This is a genomic window from Micrococcus sp. SL257, from assembly GCF_026625585.1.
In the GTDB taxonomy this organism is placed as follows: Bacteria; Actinomycetota; Actinomycetes; order Actinomycetales; family Micrococcaceae; genus Micrococcus; species Micrococcus luteus.
The window spans coordinates 2,124,158-2,144,767 of record NZ_CP113053.1; the positions used below are offsets into that span (position 1 = coordinate 2,124,158).

General features: G+C 69.4%; 17 protein-coding genes and 3 pseudogenes. 9 read left to right on the forward strand and 11 right to left on the reverse strand.

Going from position 1 to position 20,610, the window contains the following annotated elements; genetic code table 11:
- Nucleotides 1-78: 78 nt before the first annotated feature.
- Both glsA and OVA32_RS09845 read right to left on the reverse strand, forming a co-directional pair.
- Nucleotides 79-1,035, reverse strand: coding sequence for a glutaminase A (gene glsA, locus OVA32_RS09840; RefSeq protein WP_081339263.1), 957 nt, complete (start codon nt 1,033-1,035; stop codon nt 79-81).
- A 61-nt stretch (nt 1,036-1,096) separates the two neighbouring features.
- On the reverse strand, nt 1,097-1,291 hold the full coding sequence (locus OVA32_RS09845) for an AbgT family transporter (protein WP_267714255.1): 195 nt from the start codon (nt 1,289-1,291) through the stop codon (nt 1,097-1,099).
- Nucleotides 1,292-1,331: 40 nt separating this feature from the next.
- On the opposite strand from OVA32_RS09845, the gene OVA32_RS09850 reads away from it, so the two are divergent.
- Both OVA32_RS09850 and OVA32_RS09855 read left to right on the forward strand, forming a co-directional pair.
- Nucleotides 1,332-2,078: a DUF72 domain-containing protein gene (locus OVA32_RS09850; protein WP_267714257.1), complete on the forward strand. Its 747-nt coding sequence runs from the start codon at nt 1,332-1,334 to the stop codon at nt 2,076-2,078.
- An 87-nt stretch (nt 2,079-2,165) separates the two neighbouring features.
- Complete coding sequence (locus tag OVA32_RS09855) at nt 2,166-3,011, forward strand: alpha/beta fold hydrolase (RefSeq protein ID WP_002857740.1); 846 nt, start codon at nt 2,166-2,168, stop codon at nt 3,009-3,011.
- A gap of 478 nt (nt 3,012-3,489) precedes the next feature.
- Here OVA32_RS09855 and OVA32_RS09860 read toward each other — a convergent pair.
- The 6 genes and pseudogenes from OVA32_RS09860 to OVA32_RS09885 all read right to left on the reverse strand — a co-directional run.
- Nucleotides 3,490-4,377, reverse strand: a pseudogene (locus OVA32_RS09860) (IS3 family transposase); the annotation flags it as partial.
- Nucleotides 4,378-4,537: 160 nt separating this feature from the next.
- Nucleotides 4,538-5,323: an IS21-like element helper ATPase IstB gene (gene istB / locus OVA32_RS09865; protein WP_010078636.1), complete on the reverse strand. Its 786-nt coding sequence runs from the start codon at nt 5,321-5,323 to the stop codon at nt 4,538-4,540.
- Nucleotides 5,324-5,326: 3 nt separating this feature from the next.
- A pseudogene (locus tag OVA32_RS11655) lies at nt 5,327-6,844 on the reverse strand (IS21-like element ISMlu14 family transposase); the annotation flags it as partial.
- 161 nt (nt 6,845-7,005) lie between these two features.
- Nucleotides 7,006-7,320: a transposase gene (locus tag OVA32_RS09875; RefSeq protein WP_267714261.1), complete on the reverse strand. Its 315-nt coding sequence runs from the start codon at nt 7,318-7,320 to the stop codon at nt 7,006-7,008.
- Between the two features lie 221 nt (nt 7,321-7,541).
- Nucleotides 7,542-9,107 (reverse strand): multicopper oxidase family protein, encoded by a 1,566-nt coding sequence (locus OVA32_RS09880; protein WP_225348380.1) that lies wholly within the window; start codon nt 9,105-9,107, stop codon nt 7,542-7,544.
- 611 nt (nt 9,108-9,718) lie between these two features.
- A complete protein-coding gene (locus tag OVA32_RS09885) occupies nt 9,719-10,585 on the reverse strand; it encodes a F510_1955 family glycosylhydrolase (protein ID WP_044659899.1) in 867 nt (288 codons plus the stop codon).
- Between the two features lie 156 nt (nt 10,586-10,741).
- On the opposite strand from OVA32_RS09885, the gene OVA32_RS09890 reads away from it, so the two are divergent.
- The 6 genes from OVA32_RS09890 (at nt 10,742) to OVA32_RS09915 (ending at nt 17,263) form a co-directional block, all read left to right on the forward strand.
- Nucleotides 10,742-11,461, forward strand: coding sequence for a response regulator transcription factor (locus OVA32_RS09890; RefSeq protein ID WP_044659898.1), 720 nt, complete (start codon nt 10,742-10,744; stop codon nt 11,459-11,461).
- Entirely contained in the window at nt 11,458-12,600 is a 1,143-nt protein-coding gene (locus tag OVA32_RS09895) for a sensor histidine kinase (RefSeq protein ID WP_002854301.1), read from the forward strand. The genes OVA32_RS09890 and OVA32_RS09895 overlap by 4 nt, the downstream gene beginning before the upstream one ends.
- Before the next feature lie 97 nt (nt 12,601-12,697).
- A complete protein-coding gene (locus OVA32_RS09900) occupies nt 12,698-13,027 on the forward strand; it encodes a heavy-metal-associated domain-containing protein (RefSeq protein WP_002854303.1) in 330 nt (109 codons plus the stop codon).
- 75 nt (nt 13,028-13,102) lie between these two features.
- Entirely contained in the window at nt 13,103-15,340 is a 2,238-nt protein-coding gene (locus tag OVA32_RS09905) for a copper-translocating P-type ATPase (RefSeq protein ID WP_113913950.1), read from the forward strand.
- A 59-nt stretch (nt 15,341-15,399) separates the two neighbouring features.
- A complete protein-coding gene (locus OVA32_RS09910; RefSeq protein ID WP_230278239.1) occupies nt 15,400-16,119 on the forward strand; it encodes a DUF305 domain-containing protein in 720 nt (239 codons plus the stop codon).
- A gap of 88 nt (nt 16,120-16,207) precedes the next feature.
- Complete coding sequence (locus OVA32_RS09915; RefSeq protein WP_002854314.1) at nt 16,208-17,263, forward strand: type II glyceraldehyde-3-phosphate dehydrogenase; 1,056 nt, start codon at nt 16,208-16,210, stop codon at nt 17,261-17,263.
- Nucleotides 17,264-17,369: 106 nt separating this feature from the next.
- Here OVA32_RS09915 and OVA32_RS09920 read toward each other — a convergent pair whose 3' ends face one another.
- Both OVA32_RS09920 and OVA32_RS09925 read right to left on the reverse strand, forming a co-directional pair.
- Nucleotides 17,370-18,254, reverse strand: a complete 885-nt coding sequence (locus OVA32_RS09920) for a fructose bisphosphate aldolase (protein ID WP_267714267.1) — start codon at nt 18,252-18,254, stop codon at nt 17,370-17,372.
- Nucleotides 18,255-18,350: 96 nt separating this feature from the next.
- Nucleotides 18,351-18,761 (reverse strand): four-helix bundle copper-binding protein, encoded by a 411-nt coding sequence (locus OVA32_RS09925; RefSeq protein WP_267714269.1) that lies wholly within the window; start codon nt 18,759-18,761, stop codon nt 18,351-18,353.
- A gap of 340 nt (nt 18,762-19,101) precedes the next feature.
- Between OVA32_RS09925 and OVA32_RS09930 the strand changes: the two are divergent.
- Nucleotides 19,102-19,413: pseudogene (locus OVA32_RS09930) on the forward strand (transposase); the annotation flags it as partial.
- A 339-nt stretch (nt 19,414-19,752) separates the two neighbouring features.
- Here OVA32_RS09930 and OVA32_RS09935 read toward each other — a convergent pair.
- Nucleotides 19,753-20,559 carry an IS3 family transposase gene (locus OVA32_RS09935; protein ID WP_144786150.1) on the reverse strand — a complete coding sequence of 269 codons (807 nt, stop codon included), beginning with the start codon at nt 20,557-20,559 and terminating at the stop codon, nt 19,753-19,755.
- Nucleotides 20,560-20,610: the final 51 nt, after the last annotated feature.

The following is a 20,610-nucleotide window of genomic DNA, read 5'->3' on the forward strand; positions in this document are numbered from 1 at the left end:
CAAGGGACGGGGCGCGGCGTCGTCGGCGGCGTGGCCCACGCGACGACGGCGCCGCAGCGGCTAGGCGTCAACGCGGGGTCAGCGGGGCCCGCTGAGGCCGCGCAGGGCGCCACGGTGCTGGAGCACGTGCAGGTCCCAGCGTGCGCTGAGCCCCTCGAACAACCCGATGCCACGCCGGGAGTTACCTTGCTCGTCCAGGCGCGGCGACCACGTGGCGATGCCCAGGGCCCCGGGCACGGCGCCGAGCAGCGCGCCCGAGACGCCGGACTTCGCGGGCACGCCGACCTCGGCCACCCACTGGCCGCTGGCGTCGTACATGCCGCAGGTGAGCATCACGGACATCGCCTGCTGCGCTACCCACTCGTCCAGCACCCGCTCCCCCGTCACGGGGTTCGTGCCGCCAGCGGCGAGGGTGGCGCCCATGACGGCCAGCTGGGGTGCGGTGACCAGGACCGAGCACTGCGCGAGGTACCCGGCCACGGCCTCGCGGGCCGAGATGGGCAGCCGGCCGGCGTCGGCGAGCAGGTGGGCCAGGCCCAGGTTGCGGTCGGCGCGGGTGCGCTCGGCGTCGAGGACGTCCTCGCAGACCTCCAGCTCGACGCCGGCCATCGCGCTGTAGCGGCGCAGTAGCAGGGCCGTCCGCTCATCCTCGTCCCCGGCGGGCAGGAGGGCGTGGACCAGGATGGCGCCGGCGTTGATCAGCGGGTTGTACGGCCGGCCGTCGTCGTGCAGGGACAGGTGGTTGAACGACTCACCGGAGGGCTCGACGCCCACGTCCTCCAGCACGTGGTCCAGGCCGATCTCCTGCAGCACCACCGCGTAGGTGAGGGCCTTGGAGACCGACTGCAGCGCGAAGGCGTGCTCGGTCTCCCCGGCGGCGGCCTGGTGACCGTCCACCGTGCACACCGCCACGGCGAGGCCGTCCACATGCTGGCCGGCGACGTCCTCGAGGTAGTCGGAGGGCTCACCGCGACGGTCGGACTCCACCTCGTCGAGCATCGCGCGCAGGTCGTCGTCGAATCGCGTCATGTCCATTCCTGGCACAGTAGTGGGCGGGCGCCCGGGTCGCGGGCGGGCGCCGGGCCGGTCACGGCGTTCACTGGACCGGTGCAATCGGGCCCAGCGGCAGGGCCAGCCACATCCAGCCGATGACCATGCCGGTCCACGCGAGCAGGAAGGCGATCGAAGACGGGAGTATCGTGGCGATCAGGGAGCCGATGCCCATCTTCCGGTCGTACCTCTGAGCCACCGCGATGATCAGCGGGACACTACGCCTGCCGCGGCGAATCAAGGCAAGACCCGGGGACCCGGGCCGGGGCTATCGTCGGGGGATGGACGTGCGGATCGGGACCTCCGGCTGGACCTACAAGCACTGGCGCGGGACCTTCTACCCGCAGGGGCTGCGGATCGCCGATCAGCTCGACCACTACACGGAGCGATTCCGGACGGTCGAGCTCAACGGCTCCCACTACCGCTGGCCGGCGGACAGCACCGTCGAGGCCTGGCGCGAGCGCCTGCCCGCCGGCTTCGAGATGGCCGTCAAGGCCTCCCGCTACCTGACCCACTACCGCAAGCTCAACGAGCCGCAGGACTGGGTGGAGCGCATCGTGCACACCCTGGACCTGCTCGGTGACCACGCCGGGCCGCTGCTGCTGCAGCTGCCGGCCAACCTGCACCGCGACGACGACCGACTCGCCGGGTTCCTCGGCCTGCTGCCCGAGCGGGTGCGCGTGGCGGTGGAGGTCCAGCACGAGTCCTGGCTGGACGAGGACGTGTTCGACCTCCTCGACCGGCACGGGGCGGGGTTCGTGGTCTCGGTGATCGCCGGGCGGGAGCCGGTGCTGCGCGCGACCGGGCGCCTCGCCTACGTGCGCTTCCACAACGCGGACCCGGACTGGCGCTACGGCGGCTCGTTCTCCGACGCCGAGCTCGCCCCCTGGGTGAAGCGGCTGCGGGAGCTGACCGGCGCGGACGCGGCGGGCGCGCGCCCCGCCTACGTCTACTTCAACAACGACAACCACGGCCACGCCGCGTTCAACGCGCTGACGCTGCGCAGGATGGCGGAGACCGAAGCCTGACACGTGCCGAGCGCGTGCCTAGCGTGAGGAGGAAGCGGCGGCCGAGCGCCGCCGTCGTCCCCCGAGAGCACAGGAAGGCAGACGCACATGACCCTCATGCAGATCCCCACGGACCACGGCACGATCGGACTGAACGTGGAGGAGGCCGGCCACGGGCGTCCCGTGGTCCTCATCCACGGCTGGCCGCTGACCCTCGACTCGTGGAAGGACCAGGTCGCAGCCCTGTCCCCGCACTACCGCGTGATCACCTATGACCGGCGGGGCTTCGGCGCCTCGGAGAAGCCCGCCGGCGGGTACGACTACGACACGATGACCGCCGACCTGCACGGTCTGCTCACCGAGCTCGACCTGCGTGACGTGACGCTCGTGGGCTTCTCGATGGGCGGTGGCGAGGTGGCGCGCTACATGTCCCGGTTCGGCGCGGACCGGATCCACTCGGTGGTGTTCGCCGGCGCGGTGCCCCCGTACCTGCTGAAGACCGACGACAACCCCGACGGCCCGCTGACCGAGAAGCAGGCCGCCGAGATGCGCGCGGGTCTCGAGAAGGACCGCGAGTCGTTCTTCGACGACTTCACGACGACGTTCTTCTCCACCCCCAAGCTGGCCGGCCTGACCAGCAGCCTCAAGGTCACCGAGGAGCAGCGCCAGGAGGCCATCCGGATGGCGCTGCAGTCCGACCAGACGGCGGCGCTGGCCTGCATGGACGCGTTCGGGGCCACCGACTTCCGCCGCGACCTGCCGGCAGTGACCGTGCCGGCCCTGGTCCTGCACGGCGACGCCGACCAGATCGTGCCGTTCAAGGGCTCCGGCAAGCGGACGCACAAGGCGATCGACGGCAGCCGCGTCGAACTGGTCAAGGATGCCCCGCACGGCTTCAACACCAGCCACTCCGAGGAGTTCAACCGGATCCTGCTGGAATTCCTGGCGGAGTGAGGGGGCAGGTAGGCCCACCAGAGTGCTGAACGCGACACGGCGCTCGTGGGGGTGGTGCATGCCATCCACCACGGCGCCGACGCTGACCTGTCAGGCTCGATCCGACGCCGTGATCACCCGGAGCGCGGGATCAGGCCGACCGGCCGGCAGAACCGCGCGTCAGGACGTCGAGTACGAAGCCGATCGGCCCATGACGGGTGCGCGCGTCCTGAAATAGGCCAGATCGGAACTGCGAGCCCCGGTCCTCGTGCACCAGGCACCCAGCCACCACGGCTGCACCGCCGCGGCCTGCGACGGCCTTGTTCGCGCAGAGACAGAGCTTCTCCTCAGCCGTGAAGTGCTTCCTGATGTCGGTCAGTCAGAGCCTGCGCGGCGCTTCTGGAGCGGGCTGGCGCACAGACCGAGGTGCTGTCGATCCATGACGGCGAGATTCAGGCGCGTGAGAAGGGTCTGCCATGAGTTTGCTTGACACGAGTTATCAGGCGGCGGCAGCCGCCTGGACTGATTGAACCATCTCGAACTCGACAGGGGTGAGCTTCCCGAGACGGGCCTGCCTACGACGGCGGTGATAGGTCCGCTCGATCCAGCTCACGATCGCGAGCCGGAGCTGGTCGAAGGACTGCCAGCGCCGCCGGTTCAGCACGTTCTTCTGCAACAGCGCGAAGAAGGATTCCATCGCCGCGTTGTCCCCAGCAGCACCGACCCGGCCCATCGACCCGACCAGGCCGTTGACCCGCAGCGTCTCCACGAACCGCCTGGCTCGAAATTGCGATCCTCGATCCGAATGCACCCGGCAACCCTGCACCTCGGCCTTGCCTCCACGCCGGGCCAGAGCCATCTGCAGGGCATCCACAGCCAGCTGCGAGCTCATCCGCCGATCGATCGAGTAGCCCACGATCCGGTTCGAGAACACGTCCTTGACCGCGCAGAGATAGAGCTTGGAATCCCCGGCCCAATGCTCCGAGATGTCCGTGAGCCACAGCTGGTTCGGCTTCTCAGCGCGGAACTCACGACGAACCAGATCATCATGAACGGCAGGGCCAGGACGCTTGCCCGAGCCGCGACGGAACCAGTGGCAGCAGCGGACCTTCACGAGCCGACAGGCCTTCAACACCTGATGGTCCGACACGGACAAGCCACGGCCGCGGAGCTCATCAGCCAGGAACCGGTATCCGAACTCCGGGTCATCGGCATGGGCATCGAGGACGGCGTTGGCGGCATGCGCGTCGGACCATTCCCGCTCGCTGACAGGTTCGGCCAGCCACTGGTAGTAGGCCTGACGGGAGAACCCGAGGACCCGGCAGGAGAGTTTCACGGGAATCCCGTCGCGGGCCAGGTCCTTCACGACGGGATAGCTCATTGTGGGGACTGACCCAATTTCAGGTTCGCCTGGGACAGATGTCAAGGGCCATTGAGTTCTGCCCATAGGCGGCCAGTGTTTCTTCCCGCTGGTGGCCATCAGAACTGCCCACTGGTGGCCAGCTGGTTTGCCCGTTTGGGTGGTGGTGCTGGCCACCGTGATGGGATCAGTTCAGTGGCATGACTCCCTTCCCGGCCATTGCCTGGGTCATCCGTACGGAGTCTCCGGTGGTCTGGCACACGTGGGCGTGGTGCAGGAGCCGGTCCACGGTGGCGGTGGCCAGGGTCTTGGGCATCAGCTCGTCGAAGCCGGCCGGGTGCAGGTTCGAGCTGATCGCTACGGAGCGTTTCTCGTAGGCGGCGTCCACGATGCGGTAGAGGCCCTCGGCGGCATCGTCGGCGACCGGCAGCAGGCCGATGTCGTCGATGACGATCAGGTCGGCGCGCAGGATTCGGGCGACGGCTTTGGTGATGGTGTCATCGGGCCGGTGGGCCCGGATCATCGCCCCGAGGTCCTCCAGGGTGAACCAGGCCACCCGCTTGCCCTCCTCCACGGCCTGCTGGCCCAGGGCCTCGAGGAAGAAGGTCTTGCCGGTGCCGGAGGGCCCGCAGACCACGAGGTTCTCTCTGCGCGAGAGCCATTCCAGGGTGCGCAGGGACTGCTGGGTCGGGGCCGGGATCGAGGAGGCGCCCGGATCCCAGGTCGTGAAGGTCTTGCCGGTGGGGAACCCGGCGGCCTTGCGCCGGGCGGCGAGCATGGATCGGGCCCGACCGGTGGTCTCCTCGACCAGCAGGGCCTTGAGGACCTCGGCCGGCTCCCAGCGTTGGGCCCGGGCGGTGGCCAGTACCTCGGCGGCGATACCGCGGGCGTGGGGCATCTTCAGCTGCCGCAACAGCGCCTCCAAATCGGCCGGCAGCGCCGGTGCGGCGGTGTTCGGGGTGTGGATGCTCACCGGGCTGCCCCCCTCGGTGTTGGAGGTACCGAGGCCGGCCCAGCCGGCGGTGCCCTGGGTCAGGGACCGTTCCTCGGTGGCGGTGTGCATCCCGGTGCGGTGGCCGGCGGCGGTGAGCAGGGAGGCCAGGTCGCCGTGGGCGAAGCGCTGGTGCACCGCGGCCACCCCGAGGGCGCGGTCGACCTGGTCGGTGCCGGCGAGCTTGGCCAGGGTGACGGCCTCGGCCATCTTCTGACCGATCCGGCTGGTGCCGGCCGCGGCGGCCTCCACCAGCCAGGTCCTCGCTCCGGCCCCGATGGCCAGGAACTCGGCCTCCGCCGCCGAACGGGGCACCGGGGTGTAGTCCCCGGGCACCTTGTCCGTCTCGTGGCCGGGGAAGTGCGCGTCGTCGATGGCCGGGGACCCGGGCCGGGCCACCCGGTGCCGGGCGACCTCCACCGGCCCCTGCGCACCGGCGTGCATGATCACCACCATCGAGTCCGGTCCGGTGCCGTGATGGCGCACGAACACCTCGGCCCCGAGCAGGTGCGCGGGCACCGAGTACTGGGCGTTTTCGAAGGAGACCATCGGCGTGTTCTCCGGCACCTTCCGTCCCACCCCGTAGGCCACGGTGTGCGCCGTGGCGGGGATCCGATGCAACGCGCTGGTCTCCTCGGCGAGCATGTGGTCCGGGCGGCGCCGGGTCACCCGGTGCTCCCGGGAGTTCACCATGGCCATGAACCCCGCGCAGGCGGCCTCGAGCTCAGCGAACGAGGCGTACTGGTCCCGCAGGTTGGTGTCCTTCGGGACCAGGTCGGCCTTGGCCAGCTTCACCGCGTTCTCCACCCCGCCCTTGGCGGCCGGATCCGCTGGCTGGCAGGTCAGCACCTCCACGCCGTAATGCCGAGCGAACGCCACGGTGGCCTGGTTACGCACCGGCACCCCGGCCACATGAGAGACCGTCACTGTCTTCTCGTTATCCGTCAGCACATAGGTCGGCGCGCCCCCGATCAGCCGGAAGCACCGGTCCAGGGCGGCGAACACACTCGGAGCCGTCCTATCACGCAGGGCGATGACGATCCGGTAGCGGGACCAGGCCAGCCAGGCCACGAACAGCACCGTCTTGGCCCCGTCGATCGCCGGCCCATCGCCGAAGTCGTACTGCAGCCATGCGCCCGGCTCGGTGATCCAGGGCCGGTGCACCCGGCGCTTCCCGGCCCGCCAGGCGGCCTTCACCTCGGCCACCGCCCGCCGGGTGGAGCGCTCAGAGCCGGTGTAGCCCATTGCGGTGAGCTTGGCGTGCACGACATCGGCGCGGATCCTGCCCGTGGAGGCCTCGACCCATTCCTCGATCTTGGGCAGCCAGACATCGGTGACCTTCGGGCGGCTGGCTCCGGATCCAGGGGTCTGGCCGGCGTCGCGGGCCCGCACCAGCCGGGCCACGGTGTGATGGGAGCAACCGGCCAGCTCGGCGGCGCCCCGCAATGACTTGGTCAGGTCATAGGCACTGAGTATTTTCATGGTTTCTGCGGCATCCTTCATTCAGGGCCTCTTCCTCGCTGGATTCGATTCGACACCGATATCCAACCCGGGGAGGAGGCCCCCGCCGGCTCACGACGCGGCGGGCAACGAGCAACGCGGGCAAACCAGATGGCCAGCACCGGGCAGTTCCCGTGGCCATCACTGGGCAGTCCTCATGGCCGTCAGCGGGTCATTCCCTGGCCACCTATGGGCAGCTTTTCATGGCCGCTTACAGACAGATACGCGGCCGCACGCCGTAGGACCTCGTTCTCCATCTCCAATTCACGGTTGCGGCGCTTGAGAGCCTTCAGCTCCTCGTTCTCAGCCTTGGTGATGCCGGGCCGGATCCCGGCCTCGACATCATCCTGGGCCAGCCAGCGCCGTAGGCAGGACTCGGCGATGCCGAAGTCCTTCGCGACCTGCGCGATCGGCATCTGACCCTTACGGGCGATCGCGACCACGTCCTGGCGGAACTCTCGGGGGTATGCAGCGGGCATGGGGTCATCCTTCCAGCAGTCCCTCCCGGGACCACAGATCAGATGTCAACCAAACTCACGGCAGACCCTTTCCTCCTACGGGTCAGGACGGGGGTGCCGGGCCAGAGGTCTCGGGCGGGCTGGGCACGGTGGGTGGGGGTGAGCGATAAAGGCATGTTCTTTCCTGGGCGGCCACCGTGCGATCCCCCCGTGGATGGAGGGGTGTGGGCCGGGCGGGAGGGTCAGTGGATGTAGGAGAAGACGCCCATCATCCCGGCCTCGGCGTGGTAAGCGTTGTGGCAGTGGGTTAGCCACTGGCCCGGGTTGTCCGCCTCGAAGTCGAAGACGATGGTTTGCCGGGGTTTGATGATGACCGTGTCCTTGCGGGCGCCATGGTCGGCCAGCTGGAAGGTGTGGCCGTGCAGGTGCATGGGGTGCCACATGTCGGTGTCGTTGGTCATCGTGACCCGCACGCGTTCGTCCAACCGGAGTTCGAAGGCGCCCTCGAAGGGGTTGGCCGGGTCGAAGCGTCGCCCGTTGATGCCCCAGTCGTACTCCATCATCGATCCGGTGAGGCGTACCTCGTGGGTCGTGGTCGGGTCCTTGGGTGGGAGCAGGACGGATTCGTGTGCCTTCAGTCGGCTGCCATCGAGCACGGTTCCGCCCAGGGTCTGTGGGAGCCGACCGGAGAGCGTGGTCTTTGGACCGGCTGCGATGATGCCGTAGGCGTGGCCGGTCTTGCCCTCGGGCAGGGCCAGTACGGGCACCGCCTGGTCGCCGAGGGTGATCAGCACGTCCAGGCGTTCGCCCATCCCCAGGACGACGGCATCGGCCTGGCAGGGCTGGACCGGGAACCCGTCGGTGTGGGTGATGGTCAGTTCCTGGCCGGGGATCCCGACCCGGTAGGCGGTGTCTCCGGCCGCGTTGATCAAGCGCAGGCGGATCCGGTTGCCCGGGGTGCTGGAGAAGGTGTCCGGGTCGGATGGGGGGCGGCCGTTGAACAGGTGCACGGGGATCTTCACGTCGCCGGCGTCCCCGCCCAGATAGTCGCTCTCAGCGCCCATGAGCATGTGCTTCATGGGCATGCCCGAGGAGCTGTCCTGGCTCATGGACCCGTGGTCCATGCCCGCCATGCCGGCCATGCCCTCCATGTCGCCGGACATGTCCATCCCGGCGGAGAGTTCCTCGACGACGTCCTGCGGTGTTCCGGTGATCCCGTCGAGCCAGTCGTCCAGGATCACGACCCATTCCTGGTCGTAGCTGAGGGGCTCGTTGGGGTCCTCGACGATCAGGGCCCCGTACAGGGCGCGTTCGCGCTGGGTGTCGAAGTGGGAGTGGTACCAGTACGTGCCCGGATGGGACAGCCGGAAGCCGTACGTATAGCGTCCTCCGGCGGCGATGGGGTCCTGGGTCACCCCCTGGACTCCGTCGGCGTCGTTGCGCAGGGCCAGCCCGTGCCAGTGCACGCTCGTGTCCTCGGGCAGGTCGTTGGCGACGCTGACCTTGAGCAGGTCCCCGGTCTGGGCGCGCAGCAGCGGCCCGTTGAGGCCGTCGTTGTATCCCCAGGTGGTCAGGCCCCGACCCTGGAGGGAGGTCTCGAGGGGTGCGGCGGAGAGCCGGTGGGTGACGGTGGTGCCCGAGGCGGCGCGTCGTTTCTCGTACTCGGCGACCAGCGGGTCGGTGGGCAGGATGCGCCCTGACGGTTGGGGGCTGATGGCGGGATCGGCGCAGGCGGCCAGCCCGGCCAGCGCCAGGGCCCCGACGGAGGCGCCCAGGAAGGTGCGGCGGGTGGTCAGTGAGGAGGTCATCGGTTCTTCTTTCCGTCATCCGGCCCCGTGTCGCAGGCGGGCGCGACGGGGCCGGGCATGGCTGATCAGTTGCTGGGTGAGGCCGGTGGCGTACCGGGGCTGCGTGCCGCTGTCACCCGGAGGTATTGGCGGACCCTGCGCTCACCGGTGGGGCGCGGCCGGGGGCTTTAGGTGCGGCTGACGGCCAGTTGAGCCAGTGAAGGGTCCACGGGGGCCGGAAATGGGCAACCCAGGGCAGGGGTGGTGCGGTCAGTCCCCCACCGGGGCTAGGCAGGAGGGCCCGGGAGGCCAAGTGGGACACGACAGGTGCCTTGGTCAGGGCCGAGGCGCAGGTATCGTCCACGGCCTCCAGGGCACAGACCGGCAGCCCGGGGTCGGCTGCCTCATCCCCGGCAGGCTCGGCCGGGAGCACGACCTCGGGCACCATGCCGGCCGGACCGATGGCCCCGGCCCGAGGTGATGAACAGTTGTGGCGGCGGCCGTACCGGTGGCGGCCCAAGCCGCGCTGGTGCCCGTACCAGCGTGCATCCCGAGCAGGCCCAGGATCAACACGAGGGTGCCCAGAACGGTTCGAAGGGCGGGCCAGCCGGACAGGGGGCGGCGGGGGGAGGTCACAGCAGCGATTCGGTGGTGTTCCCGCCGTCCGTGGTGGACAGCACGGTCGAGCCGACGACCAGCAGTGCTTCGGTCTGCCCGTCGTCGGTGATGCCCGTTCCCAGGGCGGTGGCCGTGCCGACCGGGCGGTCGCTGGCGGTCCAGGTGTCGCCGGCGTCGGTGCTGGTCAGCAGGTGTCCCTCGGTGCCGGCGCCCACGGCGGTGGTGTCATCGGCCCAGGCGACCAGGTGCATCAGCTGGGGGGTGTCCAGGGTGGTCCAGGTCGCGCCGTGGTCGGTCGAGCGCAACATGCCGGTTTCGGTGGTGGCCAGCACGGTCCCGGTTTGGGGGGAGATCGCCAGCGATGCCGGGGCGACGGGGATCTCAAGGCTCTGCCAGGTGAGGCCGTCGGTGCTGGCGCGCAGTTGCCCATCGAAGCCGAGGACCCCGTTCGGGCCGGCGGCCAGGGCGTGGAAATCGGATGCGCCGCCGCGGGAGAGCACCGTCCAGCTCTGGCCCCGGTCGGTGGACTCGGCCAGGCCCAGCGGCTCGGGCAGGTCGGTGCCCGGCGCGGGGTGACCCGAGGCCAGGTAGCGGCCCTCGGGAGTCAGGGTGAAACCCATGAAGTCCACGACCGGACCGACCTGGGTCAGCTCCCCGTCCTGGAGCCGGAACAGGCCCTGGTGGGTGGCCAGCAGCACCTCACCGGACTCGGGGTCCCGGGTGAGGGCATGGACGTGGGTGATGGCCGTGCCGGTGCCCTGCGTGCCGGTGCCGGCCGCCGGGGATGTCGCGGGGTTCGGCGCGGCGCAGGCGGTGAGGGTGCTAGCGCCGAGCAGGGTCAGCCCGCCGGCGATCAGGGTTCTGCGGGTCAGGGGGGTCATGGAGCCTTTCCGCCCCGGGCCAAAAGGCGGGGCTTCTACCATTGTCGGCCGGTGACGCGCCGGGATGGGGCGGTTTGCCTTGAAGATTCGATGAAGATTCCCCGCCCCGGCACCGTTCTGAGCCGCCGGGGCGCGAGACAGAGCGAGACTGGACCCATGAACTCTGGCACTGGGACTGACACTGGGACTGGTCCGGCGGCCGGCCGGGTGTTGGTGGTCGATGACGAGAAGCCGCTGGCGCGCATGGTGGCCACCTACCTGGAGCGGGCCGGCTACGAGGTGGCTCTCACCCACACCGGCCCGGCCGCAGTGCAGGCCGCCCGGGTTCACGAGCCCGACGTGATGGTCCTGGACCTGGGCCTGCCCGGGCTGGACGGGATCGAGGTGTGCCGGCGGGTGCGGGCCTTCTCCGAGTGCTATGTGCTGATGCTCACCGCCCGCGGCGATGAGCACCACCGGTTGGAGGGATTGGCGGTGGGGGCCGATGACTACATCACCAAACCCTTCAGCGTCCGGGAGCTGGTCGCCCGGGTGGGGGTGGTCATGCGCCGGCCGCGCACAACGGTGTCAGCCCCCGAACCGGAACGGGTCTGCGGTGACCTGGTCATCGACCTGGCCGCCCACGAAGCCCGCGTGTCGGGCCAGGTGGTGCAACTAACGCGCACGGAGTTCGACCTGCTGGCCGCCTTGTCGGGGCGCCCGCACCAGGCCTTCTGCCGGCGCCAGCTGATCGATATCGTCTGGGACCCGGCCTGGGTGGGCGATGAACGGCTCGTGGACGTGCACATCAAGAACCTGCGCCGCAAGCTCGGCGCGGACCCGGCCCGCTATATCGACACCGTCCGCGGGGTCGGCTACCGGATGGCGGAGCAATGACCGGCCGGCGGCGCTACCAAGGATTAGCGGCCCGGTTCTTCCTCGCCCAGCTGCTGGTGGTGGGGGCCAGCGTGCTGGCCGCGGTGGTGGTGGCTTCCCTGGCCGGCCCACCACTGTTCCACGAGCACCTGGAACAGGCCGGGGCCGGACACGATGCAGCCCAGATGCTGCACGTGGAGCAGGCCTACCGGGACGCCAATTTCTGGACCCTGGGCGTGGCCCTGGCCACGGCCTTGATCTGTTGTCTGGCATTGACCTGGCATGTCGCCCGCCGGATCCAGAGTCCGATCAACGCCCTGACCCAGGCGGCCAAGGCCATGGCCGGTGGACGGTACGACACCCGCGTGCCGGCCATGGGCGCCGGCACCGAGGTGGAGGAGCTGGCAGGGTCTTTCAACACCATGGCCGCACGGCTTCAGCGCACCGAGGACACCCGTCGACGGATGCTCTCGGACCTGGCCCACGAGCTGCGCACCCCCGTCTCCGTGCTGACCGTCTACCACGAGGCCCTGCAAGACGGGGTGTCCCACTGGGACGAGCCCACCGGTGAGCTGATGGGCGAGCAGCTGGCCCGGTTGACCCGGCTGGTGGAGGACATCAACGACGTCTCCCGCGCCGAGGAGGGCCGGATCGAACTGGACCGCAGCCCCCAAGGGGTCAGCGGGCTGCTGCATGCCGCGACCGAGGCCCACAAGGAGGCCTACGCCACCAAGGGCGTGGCCCTGACCATGGACGCCGATCCGGGCCTGGCCGTGGACGTGGACCGCCAGCGCATGGGCCAGGTCCTGGGCAACCTGCTCACCAACGCCCTGCGCCACACCCCGGCCGGGGGCCGGGTCACCCTCGAGGCCCGACAAAGCCCGTCCGGGGTCACGCTCAGCGTCACCGACACCGGGGAGGGGATCTCTCCCGAGCACCTGCCGCACGTCTTCGAACGCTTCTACCGCGGGGACACCGCCCGCGACCGTGACCACGGCGGCTCCGGGGTCGGCCTGGCCATCTCCCGAGCTCTCATCCAGACCCACGGCGGCACCTTGAGCGCCACCTCCACCACGGCCGGGGCGACGTTCACCATCGACCTGCCCACCAAGCAGCCCCCGACCAGCCCACCTACCGGCGCACCCGTTTATCCACCGTGAACACCGGCGCTCCACCCCTTGAATGATACCCCTGGGGGGTATATACCAAGAGGAGAGGCGCCGTCCGGCGCCGCCCTCAGACCTGAAGGAGACCGTCATGACCGAATCCGCCCGCACCCCGCTGCCGGGGGCCACCAACGGCTGCTCGTGCTGCGCCCCAGCCGCCGACGCCACCGCCCCCGCCGGGCACCAGAGTGCCGACCCAACCGGGACGAGCGCCGGCGACGCGACCTACCAGGTGGAGGGCATGACCTGCGGACACTGCGTGGGCTCCGTCGCCGAGGCCGTGAGCGCCCTGGACGGGGTGGACGATGTCCGGGTCGAACTGGTCGCCGGCGGGGCCTCCCCCGTCACCGTGACCGGGCCCGCCTCCGCGGACTCCGTGCGGACGGCCATCGAAGCGGCCGGCTACCGCGTCCGGATCTAACCGACCCATCCCCTCGAGGTCGGCGCCCCACCGCCGAGCCGGTCGCCGAACAGACCGCCGAGCAGAAGGAACACCATGAGCACCCCGCACCACCACGATCACCCCACCGACCAGACCGCCGAACACCCAGACCCGAACCCCCACGCCGGCCACGCCAACCACACCGACCATGCCGCCCACCACCCCGCGGACGCGGCCACCCACGGGCAGGCCATGCCCCAGGGCCACGCCCACTCGGCCCTGGACGAGGACCACCAGGTCCACGACCACGGTCAGCACGCCGGGCATTCCACCGCGATGTTCAAGAACCGGTTCTGGGTCTCACTGGTGCTCTCTATCCCGGTGGTGTTCTTCAGCCACATGGTCGGGCAGCTGCTGGGCTACCACGTCCCCGAGTTCCCGGGCTCGGCGTGGATCGCCCCGGTGCTGGGCACCGTGATCTACCTCTATGGCGGCATGCCCTTCCTGAAGGGCGGGCTGACCGAGTTGCGCGCCCGCCAGCCCGGGATGATGCTGCTGATCGCGATGGCCATCACGGTGGCCTTCGTCGCCTCCTGGGTCACGACCCTGGGCATCGGGGACCTGATGCTGGACTTCTGGTGGGAGCTGGCGCTGCTGGTGGTCATCATGCTGCTGGGCCACTGGATGGAGATGCGCGCCCTGGGCGCGGCCTCCTCCGCCTTGGACGCGCTGGCGGCGCTGCTGCCGGAGGAGGCCGAGAAGGTCGTGGACGGTGACACCATCACCGTGCCGATCACCGAGTTGGCCGTGGGCGATGTGGTGCTAGTGCGGGCCGGGGCCCGGGTGCCGGCCGACGGGACCATCCTCGAGGGCGCCGCGGAGTTCGACGAGGCGATGATCACCGGGGAGTCGAAGCCCGTGCTGCGCCAGGCCGGGGACACGGTGGTCGCTGGGACCGTGGCCACCGACAACACCGTGCGGGTGAAGGTGGCCGCCGTCGGGACCGACACGACCCTGGCCGGGATCCAGCGGATGGTCGCCGACGCCCAGGAATCCTCCTCCCGCGCCCAGGCGTTGGCCGACCGGGCGGCGGCCCTGCTGTTCTGGTTCGCCCTGGTTGCGGCGATCATCACCGCGATCGTGTGGACCGCGATCGGCCAGCCCACCGACGCGGTCACCCGCACCGTGACCGTGCTGGTGATCGCCTGCCCGCACGCCCTGGGCCTGGCCATCCCGCTGGTGATCGCCCTCTCCACGGAGAAGGCCGCCAAGTCCGGGGTCCTGATCAAGGACCGGATGGCCCTGGAGCGGATGCGCACCATCGACGTGGTCCTGTTCGACAAGACCGGCACCCTGACCGAGGGCGCCCACGTCGTCACCGCCGTCACCGCGATGCCCGGCGTGTCCGAGGCAGAACTGCTGGCGGTGGCCGCCGCGGCCGAGGCTGACAGCGAGCACCCCGTGGCCCGGGCCATCGTCACCGCCGCCGGGCAGCACCCGCAGGCCAGCACGTTGCGCAAGCGCGGCACGGACTTCAGTGCTGCCATGGGCCGCGGGGTGCGCGCCACCGTGGACGGCTCCGAGATCCTCGTCGGGGGCCCGAACATGCTGCGCGAGCTTAACCTGACCATGCCGGCGGAGATCACTGAGCACACCGCCTCCTGGACCGCGCGCGGGGCCGGGGTGTTGCACGTGCTGCGCGAGGGGTCCGTTATCGGCGCGGTCGCCGTGGAGGACAAGGTCCGCCCCGAGTCCCGGGCCGCCGTGGCCGCCCTGCACGCCCGCGGCATCAAGGTCGCGATGATCACCGGCGATGCCCGCCAGGTCGCCGAGGCCGTCGGGGCGGACCTGGGCATCGACGAGGTCTTCGCCGAGGTCCTCCCCCAGGACAAGGACACCAAGGTCACCGAGTTGCAGTCCCGGGGACTGTCCGTGGCCATGGTGGGCGACGGCGTCAACGACGCCCCGGCGCTGGCGCGGGCCGAGGTCGGCATCGCCATCGGCGCCGGCACCGACGTGGCCATGGAGTCCGCCGGCGTTGTGCTGGCCAGCAACGACCCCCGCGCGGTGCTGTCGATGATCGAGCTCTCCCAGGCCAGCTACACCAAGATGATCCAGAACCTGGTGTGGGCCACCGGCTACAACGTGCTCGCCGTGCCGCTGGCCGCCGGCGTGCTCGCCCCGATCGGGTTCGTGCTCTCCCCCGCGGTGGGCGCGATCCTGATGTCCGTCTCCACCATCGTGGTGGCCCTCAACGCCCAGCTGCTGCGCCGGATCGACCTGGACCCGGAGCACCTGGCTCCTCTCGAGCGCCCCCGGTCGCAGGCTGCCCTTCAACCCGCGACCTCCTGATCGCGCCTCTTGGCGCTAACTCTGATATGAACCCTCAACCCACTGTGGAAGGACCCACCATGAAACGCACCATGACGCTGACCGCCCTGGCCCTGGCCTCCGCCCTGACCTTGACCGCCTGCGGCACCGGCGCCCAGGACGAGAACGCCGGCGCTGAGGCCTCGGCCACCGCGACCAGCTCCGCCCCCGCCGCCACCCCTGCGGCCACGGCCACCGCGACCAGCTCCGCCCCCGCCGCCACCCCTGCGGCCACGGCCACCGCGACACCGTCCACCACGGCGACCGGTTCGGCCGAGGAGGTCTCCGCCGAGCACAACGACGCGGACGTGATGTTCGCCCAAATGATGATCCCGCACCACCAGCAGGCCGTTGAGATGAGCGAGATGCTGCTGGCCAAGGATGACGTCCCGGCGGAGGTGGCCGCGTTCGCCCAGAAGGTCATCGACGCCCAGGGCCCGGAGATCGAGCGCATGAACGCCATGCTCACCGCCTGGGGCCAAGACCCCGTGGACACGGACGGTATGGAGGGCATGGACCACGGCGGGATGTCCGGGATGATGTCCGAGGAGGACATGGCCGCCCTGGAGCAGGCCCAGGGCACCGAGGCCGCCCGGTTGTACCTGGAGCAGATGACCGCCCACCACAAGGGCGCCGTGGACATGGCCAAGGACGAGGTCGAGGACGGCCAGAACCCGCAGGCCGTGCAGCTCGCCGAGCAGGTCATCGCCGACCAGGAGGCCGAGATCACCGAAATGCAACAGATGCTCGACAAGCTCTGAGCACCGTCGTCCGCTGCGGGCATCCGGTGAGACGCGGCTGGCGATAGACCCCGAAACCGGAACGGGTCCTCCAGGAAAGGAGACGAGCATGCAGGACAAGATCAAGGTCGCGGTGAACGGGTACGGGGTCATCGGCAAACGCGTCGCCGACGCGGTCCGGGCCCAGGAGGACATGGCGCTGGTCGGAGTCAGTGACGTCATCGCTGACTACCGGATCGCGACTGCGGCCGGGAAGGGTATCCCCGTCTACGCCTCTACCGAGCAGGCCCTACCGGTGATGGCGGATGCCGGCCTTCCCGTCGTCGGAGGCCTGCACGACCTGCTCGAGAACGTTGACGTCGTGGTGGACTGCACCCCGGCCCAGGTGGGCGCCGGCAACCTGGAGCTCTACCGTGCCCACGGGGTCAAATCCGTGTTCCAGGGCGGGGAGAAGCACGATCTCACCGGCCACTCCTTCGTCGCCCACGCCAACTACGCCACCGCCCTGGGCCGGGACAGCACCCGGGTGGTGTCCTGCAATACCACCGCCACCGTCCGGGCCCTTACCGCGCTGAAGGACGTCGGACTGCTGTCCAAGGCCCGGGGGGTGCTCATCCGCCGGGCCACCGATCCGTGGGAATCGGACCACTCGGGGATCATGAACACCATCGTCCCCGAGGGCCGAATCCCCAGCCATCAGGGGCCCGACGCCCAGTCGGTGGTCCCGGACCTGGACGTGGTCACCATGGCCGCCAAGGGAGCCCACACTCAGAACCACCTGCACTACTGGACGATCGAGCTCACCCGCCCGGCCGAGAAGCAGGAGGTGTTGGAGGCGTTCCGGGCGATGCCGCGGATCGCCTTCGTCCGGCGCTCGGACGGCGTCGTGGCGGTCAATAGCACCGTGGAACTCATGGAGGACCTGGGCCGGCCCCGGGGTGATATGTATGAGGTGGCCCTCTGGGAAGACATCCTCACCGTGGACGGCAACGAGCTGTACTACACCTACACGGTGGACAACCAGGCGATCGTCGTCCCCGAGAACATCGACGCGATCCGGGCCCTCACCGGAACCGTCGACGACGGCGGCGAGTCCATCCGGCGCACCGACCGCGCCTTGGGGGTGCGCCAGGACTTCGTGCGCTCCTCGGTGGCTGCCCGTTGAACTGCGCGGCAGACGCCGCTGAGGCGGTGCCCGGCCCCAGGAATGGGGGGTGGTCGGACACCGCTTCGGCGGCCGCGGACTACCGCAGCGGTCCTATGGCCTCCGGTCAGGTGCGAGAGGCCGTCGCGATCGCGTTGATGGCCTCATCCAACACCGCATTGAACTGCGCTGGGCTCTGGGCCGTACTCAGCCCTTCGGTCAGGGCGCGGGAGAAGCTGGCGATCACGCCGTGGTTGCGGGCCAGCAGGGTGGTGGCCTGGGCCCGGGTATAGCCGCCCGACAGGGCCAGGACGCGGATCACTCGGGGATGGTCCACGAACTCGCGGTAGAAGTCCGCCCGCTCCGGCAGCGTCACTTTAAGGATGACCGACTGGTCGTCTCCGAGCTTGTCCAGTTGGGCGAGGATTGCCGCCTTGAGCTGGTCCTCCACCTCGGCCTTGCGGGGGCTGCGGATATCCCCCTCGGGCTCGATGATGGGCACCAGCCCGGTAACGAGGATCTGACGGGCGAGCCCGAACTGCTGCTCCACGACGGAGCCCACCCCGTCCCCGGGCAGCTTGATGACCGAGCGCATCTTCGTCCCGAACATGTGCTTTTCGACGGCTCGAGACAGTAAGTCATCCAGGTGCGGGATGGGTTTCATGAGCTGGGCGCCTTGCTGTTCCGGGGCCAAGCCCTGGTCGATTTTGAGGAAGGGCACGATGCCTTTGCTGTTCCACAGGTAGTCGCCCGTGGGGGAACCCTCCACCTGGCGGTTCATTGTGTTCTCGAACAGGATGGCCCCCATGACGCGCTCACCGTCGAAGCTGGGGCTGGTGATGATACGTGTGCGCACCTGGTGTACCAGGTCGAACATCTCCTCTGGGCCGGAGTAGGCATCCTTGTCGATCCCATAGAGGTGCAAGGCCGCCGGGGTGCTGCCCCCGCTCTGGTCCAGCGCCGCGACGAATCCGGCACCGTTCCTGACCCTCTGATACTTCTCCGAGTCCATGGGAGCCTTCCGCGGCGAGGGAGCACGGTGGTCCGGGTTCCCTGCGCGCGTCATGGACGACTGGCCGCCCTCAAGGGGGAACGGTCATCAGCAGGCTCAACCCAGGGTGACGAGCAGGTCCACGCAGGCCTGCTCACACCGGCGGCAGGCCTCGGCACACACCTTGCAGTGCTCGTGCATCTGGGCGTGGCTCTCGCATTCGTCCCCGCACGTCTTGCAGGCGGCCCGGCAGGCCTCGAGCAGGGCGCGGGTGGTCTCGACGTTGTTGCCGGTCTGCCGGGACAGCATCCGGCCTGTGGCGGCGCAAACATCGGCGCAGTCCAGGTTCAACCGGATGCACTGCCTCAGGTCGGCCACCATGTCCTCGGCCAGGCAGGCGTCCGCGCAGGCCGTGCAGGTCTGGGCGCACTCGAAGCAGGCCTGGATGCACTCGGCCAGCTTCTGCCGGTCGATGTTGCCCACATTCTTTGGGTAGGTGTCCAGCATGGCGCTCACGTGATGGGTCATGATGTGCTCCTTCGTCGATCTGATCCGACGCACCGGCCTTCGCCGGCCCGCCCTGCCATCGACCGTAGACCGCCCCGCCGACGCGGGTGAAGGGCTCAACCTTGAAGGTTCCGTGAAGATCGCCGGCCACGGAGGCCCGCGGACTCCTTTACGGGCAGGGATGACGAAGGTGTGACCAGCCGCCCCTCAGCCCGGCCGACGGCCCTGAGGACCACGCCGACGGGGAGGACCAGCAGGGCTCGCCTCAACGTGGATCCTGTCGGACCGGACGGTCGGTGTCGGGAAGAGCGCTTATGCGATCCGACCAGGGGCGTCGAGGCCGCCGGTGCAGGGTTGCCGGGTGCATTCGGATCGAGGATCGCAATTTCGAGCCAGGCGGTTCGTGGAGACGCTCCGGGTCAACGGCCTGGTCGGGTCGATGGGCAGGGTCGGTGCTGCTGGGGACAACGCGGCAATGGAATCCTTCTTCGCGCTGTTGCAGAAGAACGTGCTGAACCGGCGTCGCTGGCAGTCCTTCGACCAGCTCCGGCTCGCGATCGTGAGCTGGATCGAGCGGACCTATCACCGCCGTCGTAGGCAGGCCCGTCTCGGGAAGCTCACCCCTGTCGAGTTCGAGATGGTTCAATCAGTCCAGGCGGCTGCCGCCGCCTGATAACTCGTGTCAAGCAAACTCATGGCAGACCCCCAGCACGAGACCAGGCCCGCGGACCGTCACCGGCCAATGCATAGAGGCATCTGACAGGGGCGATCGTTCATCGACGCCAGATGGCCCAGGGCACCCCGCGACCCAGAACCGCCATCTAGTTGTTGTGGGTCATGAGGTTCTTGGCACGAGGCCCGGGCTGAGATGAGACGAGCGGGCCCCGCCCGGCAGGATGGAAGTTCCTCAACAACCCCTCCGCTGGAAAGAGCCCGCTCATGACCCACGCTAACGCACCCCTGACCCCCACCGGCCGTCTCAGGATGAAGCGTCCCGGGTTTCGTGCCGCTCCTATGTGGGTGCCAGCTCTCGGTTGAGGGCGGCGTAGTAGGCAGTCTCGTACTCGGCCGGGGTGGTCATAGCCAGGGACGAGTGGAGCCTTCGATTGTTGTACCACTCGACCCATCCGGCGGTGGCGTACTCGACGTCGGCGATGGTCTTGTACGGGCCGTTGTGGAAGATCGTGGTGGTGATGCACTCGGTCTTGTACAAGCCGATGACGCATTCCATGAGCGCGTTGTCATACGCATCGGCGACGGTCCCGATGGACGCGGCGATGCCCTCGGCGGCCAGGTGCTCGGCGAAGCGAAGGCTCGTGTACTGCGACCCGGCATCGCTGTGCGCGATCAGCTCGCCGGGCTGCACAGGGTGCCCGTGCCGGTCACGGTCCCACAACGCGGTCCGCAGCGGGGTCAGGACCAGCGGGGTCGTCTTGGCCGTCGCGGCATGCCAGGCGAGGATTCTCTGCGAGTAGCAGTCCAGCACGAACGCGACGTATACGAAGCCCGCCCACGTGCGCACATAGGTGAAGTCCGCGACCCACTTCGTGTTCGGCGCGGCCGCGGTGAAGTCTCGATTGAGCAGGTCACCGGCACGGCAGCCGTCCTTGGCCGGGACGGTGGTGCGCACTGGCCTGCCTCGACGCACACCGTTCATCCCCGCAACCCGCATGAGCCGGTCCACACGACCGGCGCCGACCTGGTGACCTTCTCGACGCAGCCACGCGGTCATCTTCCGACGCCCGTACAGCCCTTCCGGGGTGCCGACAAGGTCGTGCAGGACGTTGAGCAGTGGGCTGACCCCGTTTCGTAGGTCCAGTCGTTATGAGAGTCGTCCTGTTGCCCGCGGTCGCGGGCAGGGAGACTGGTC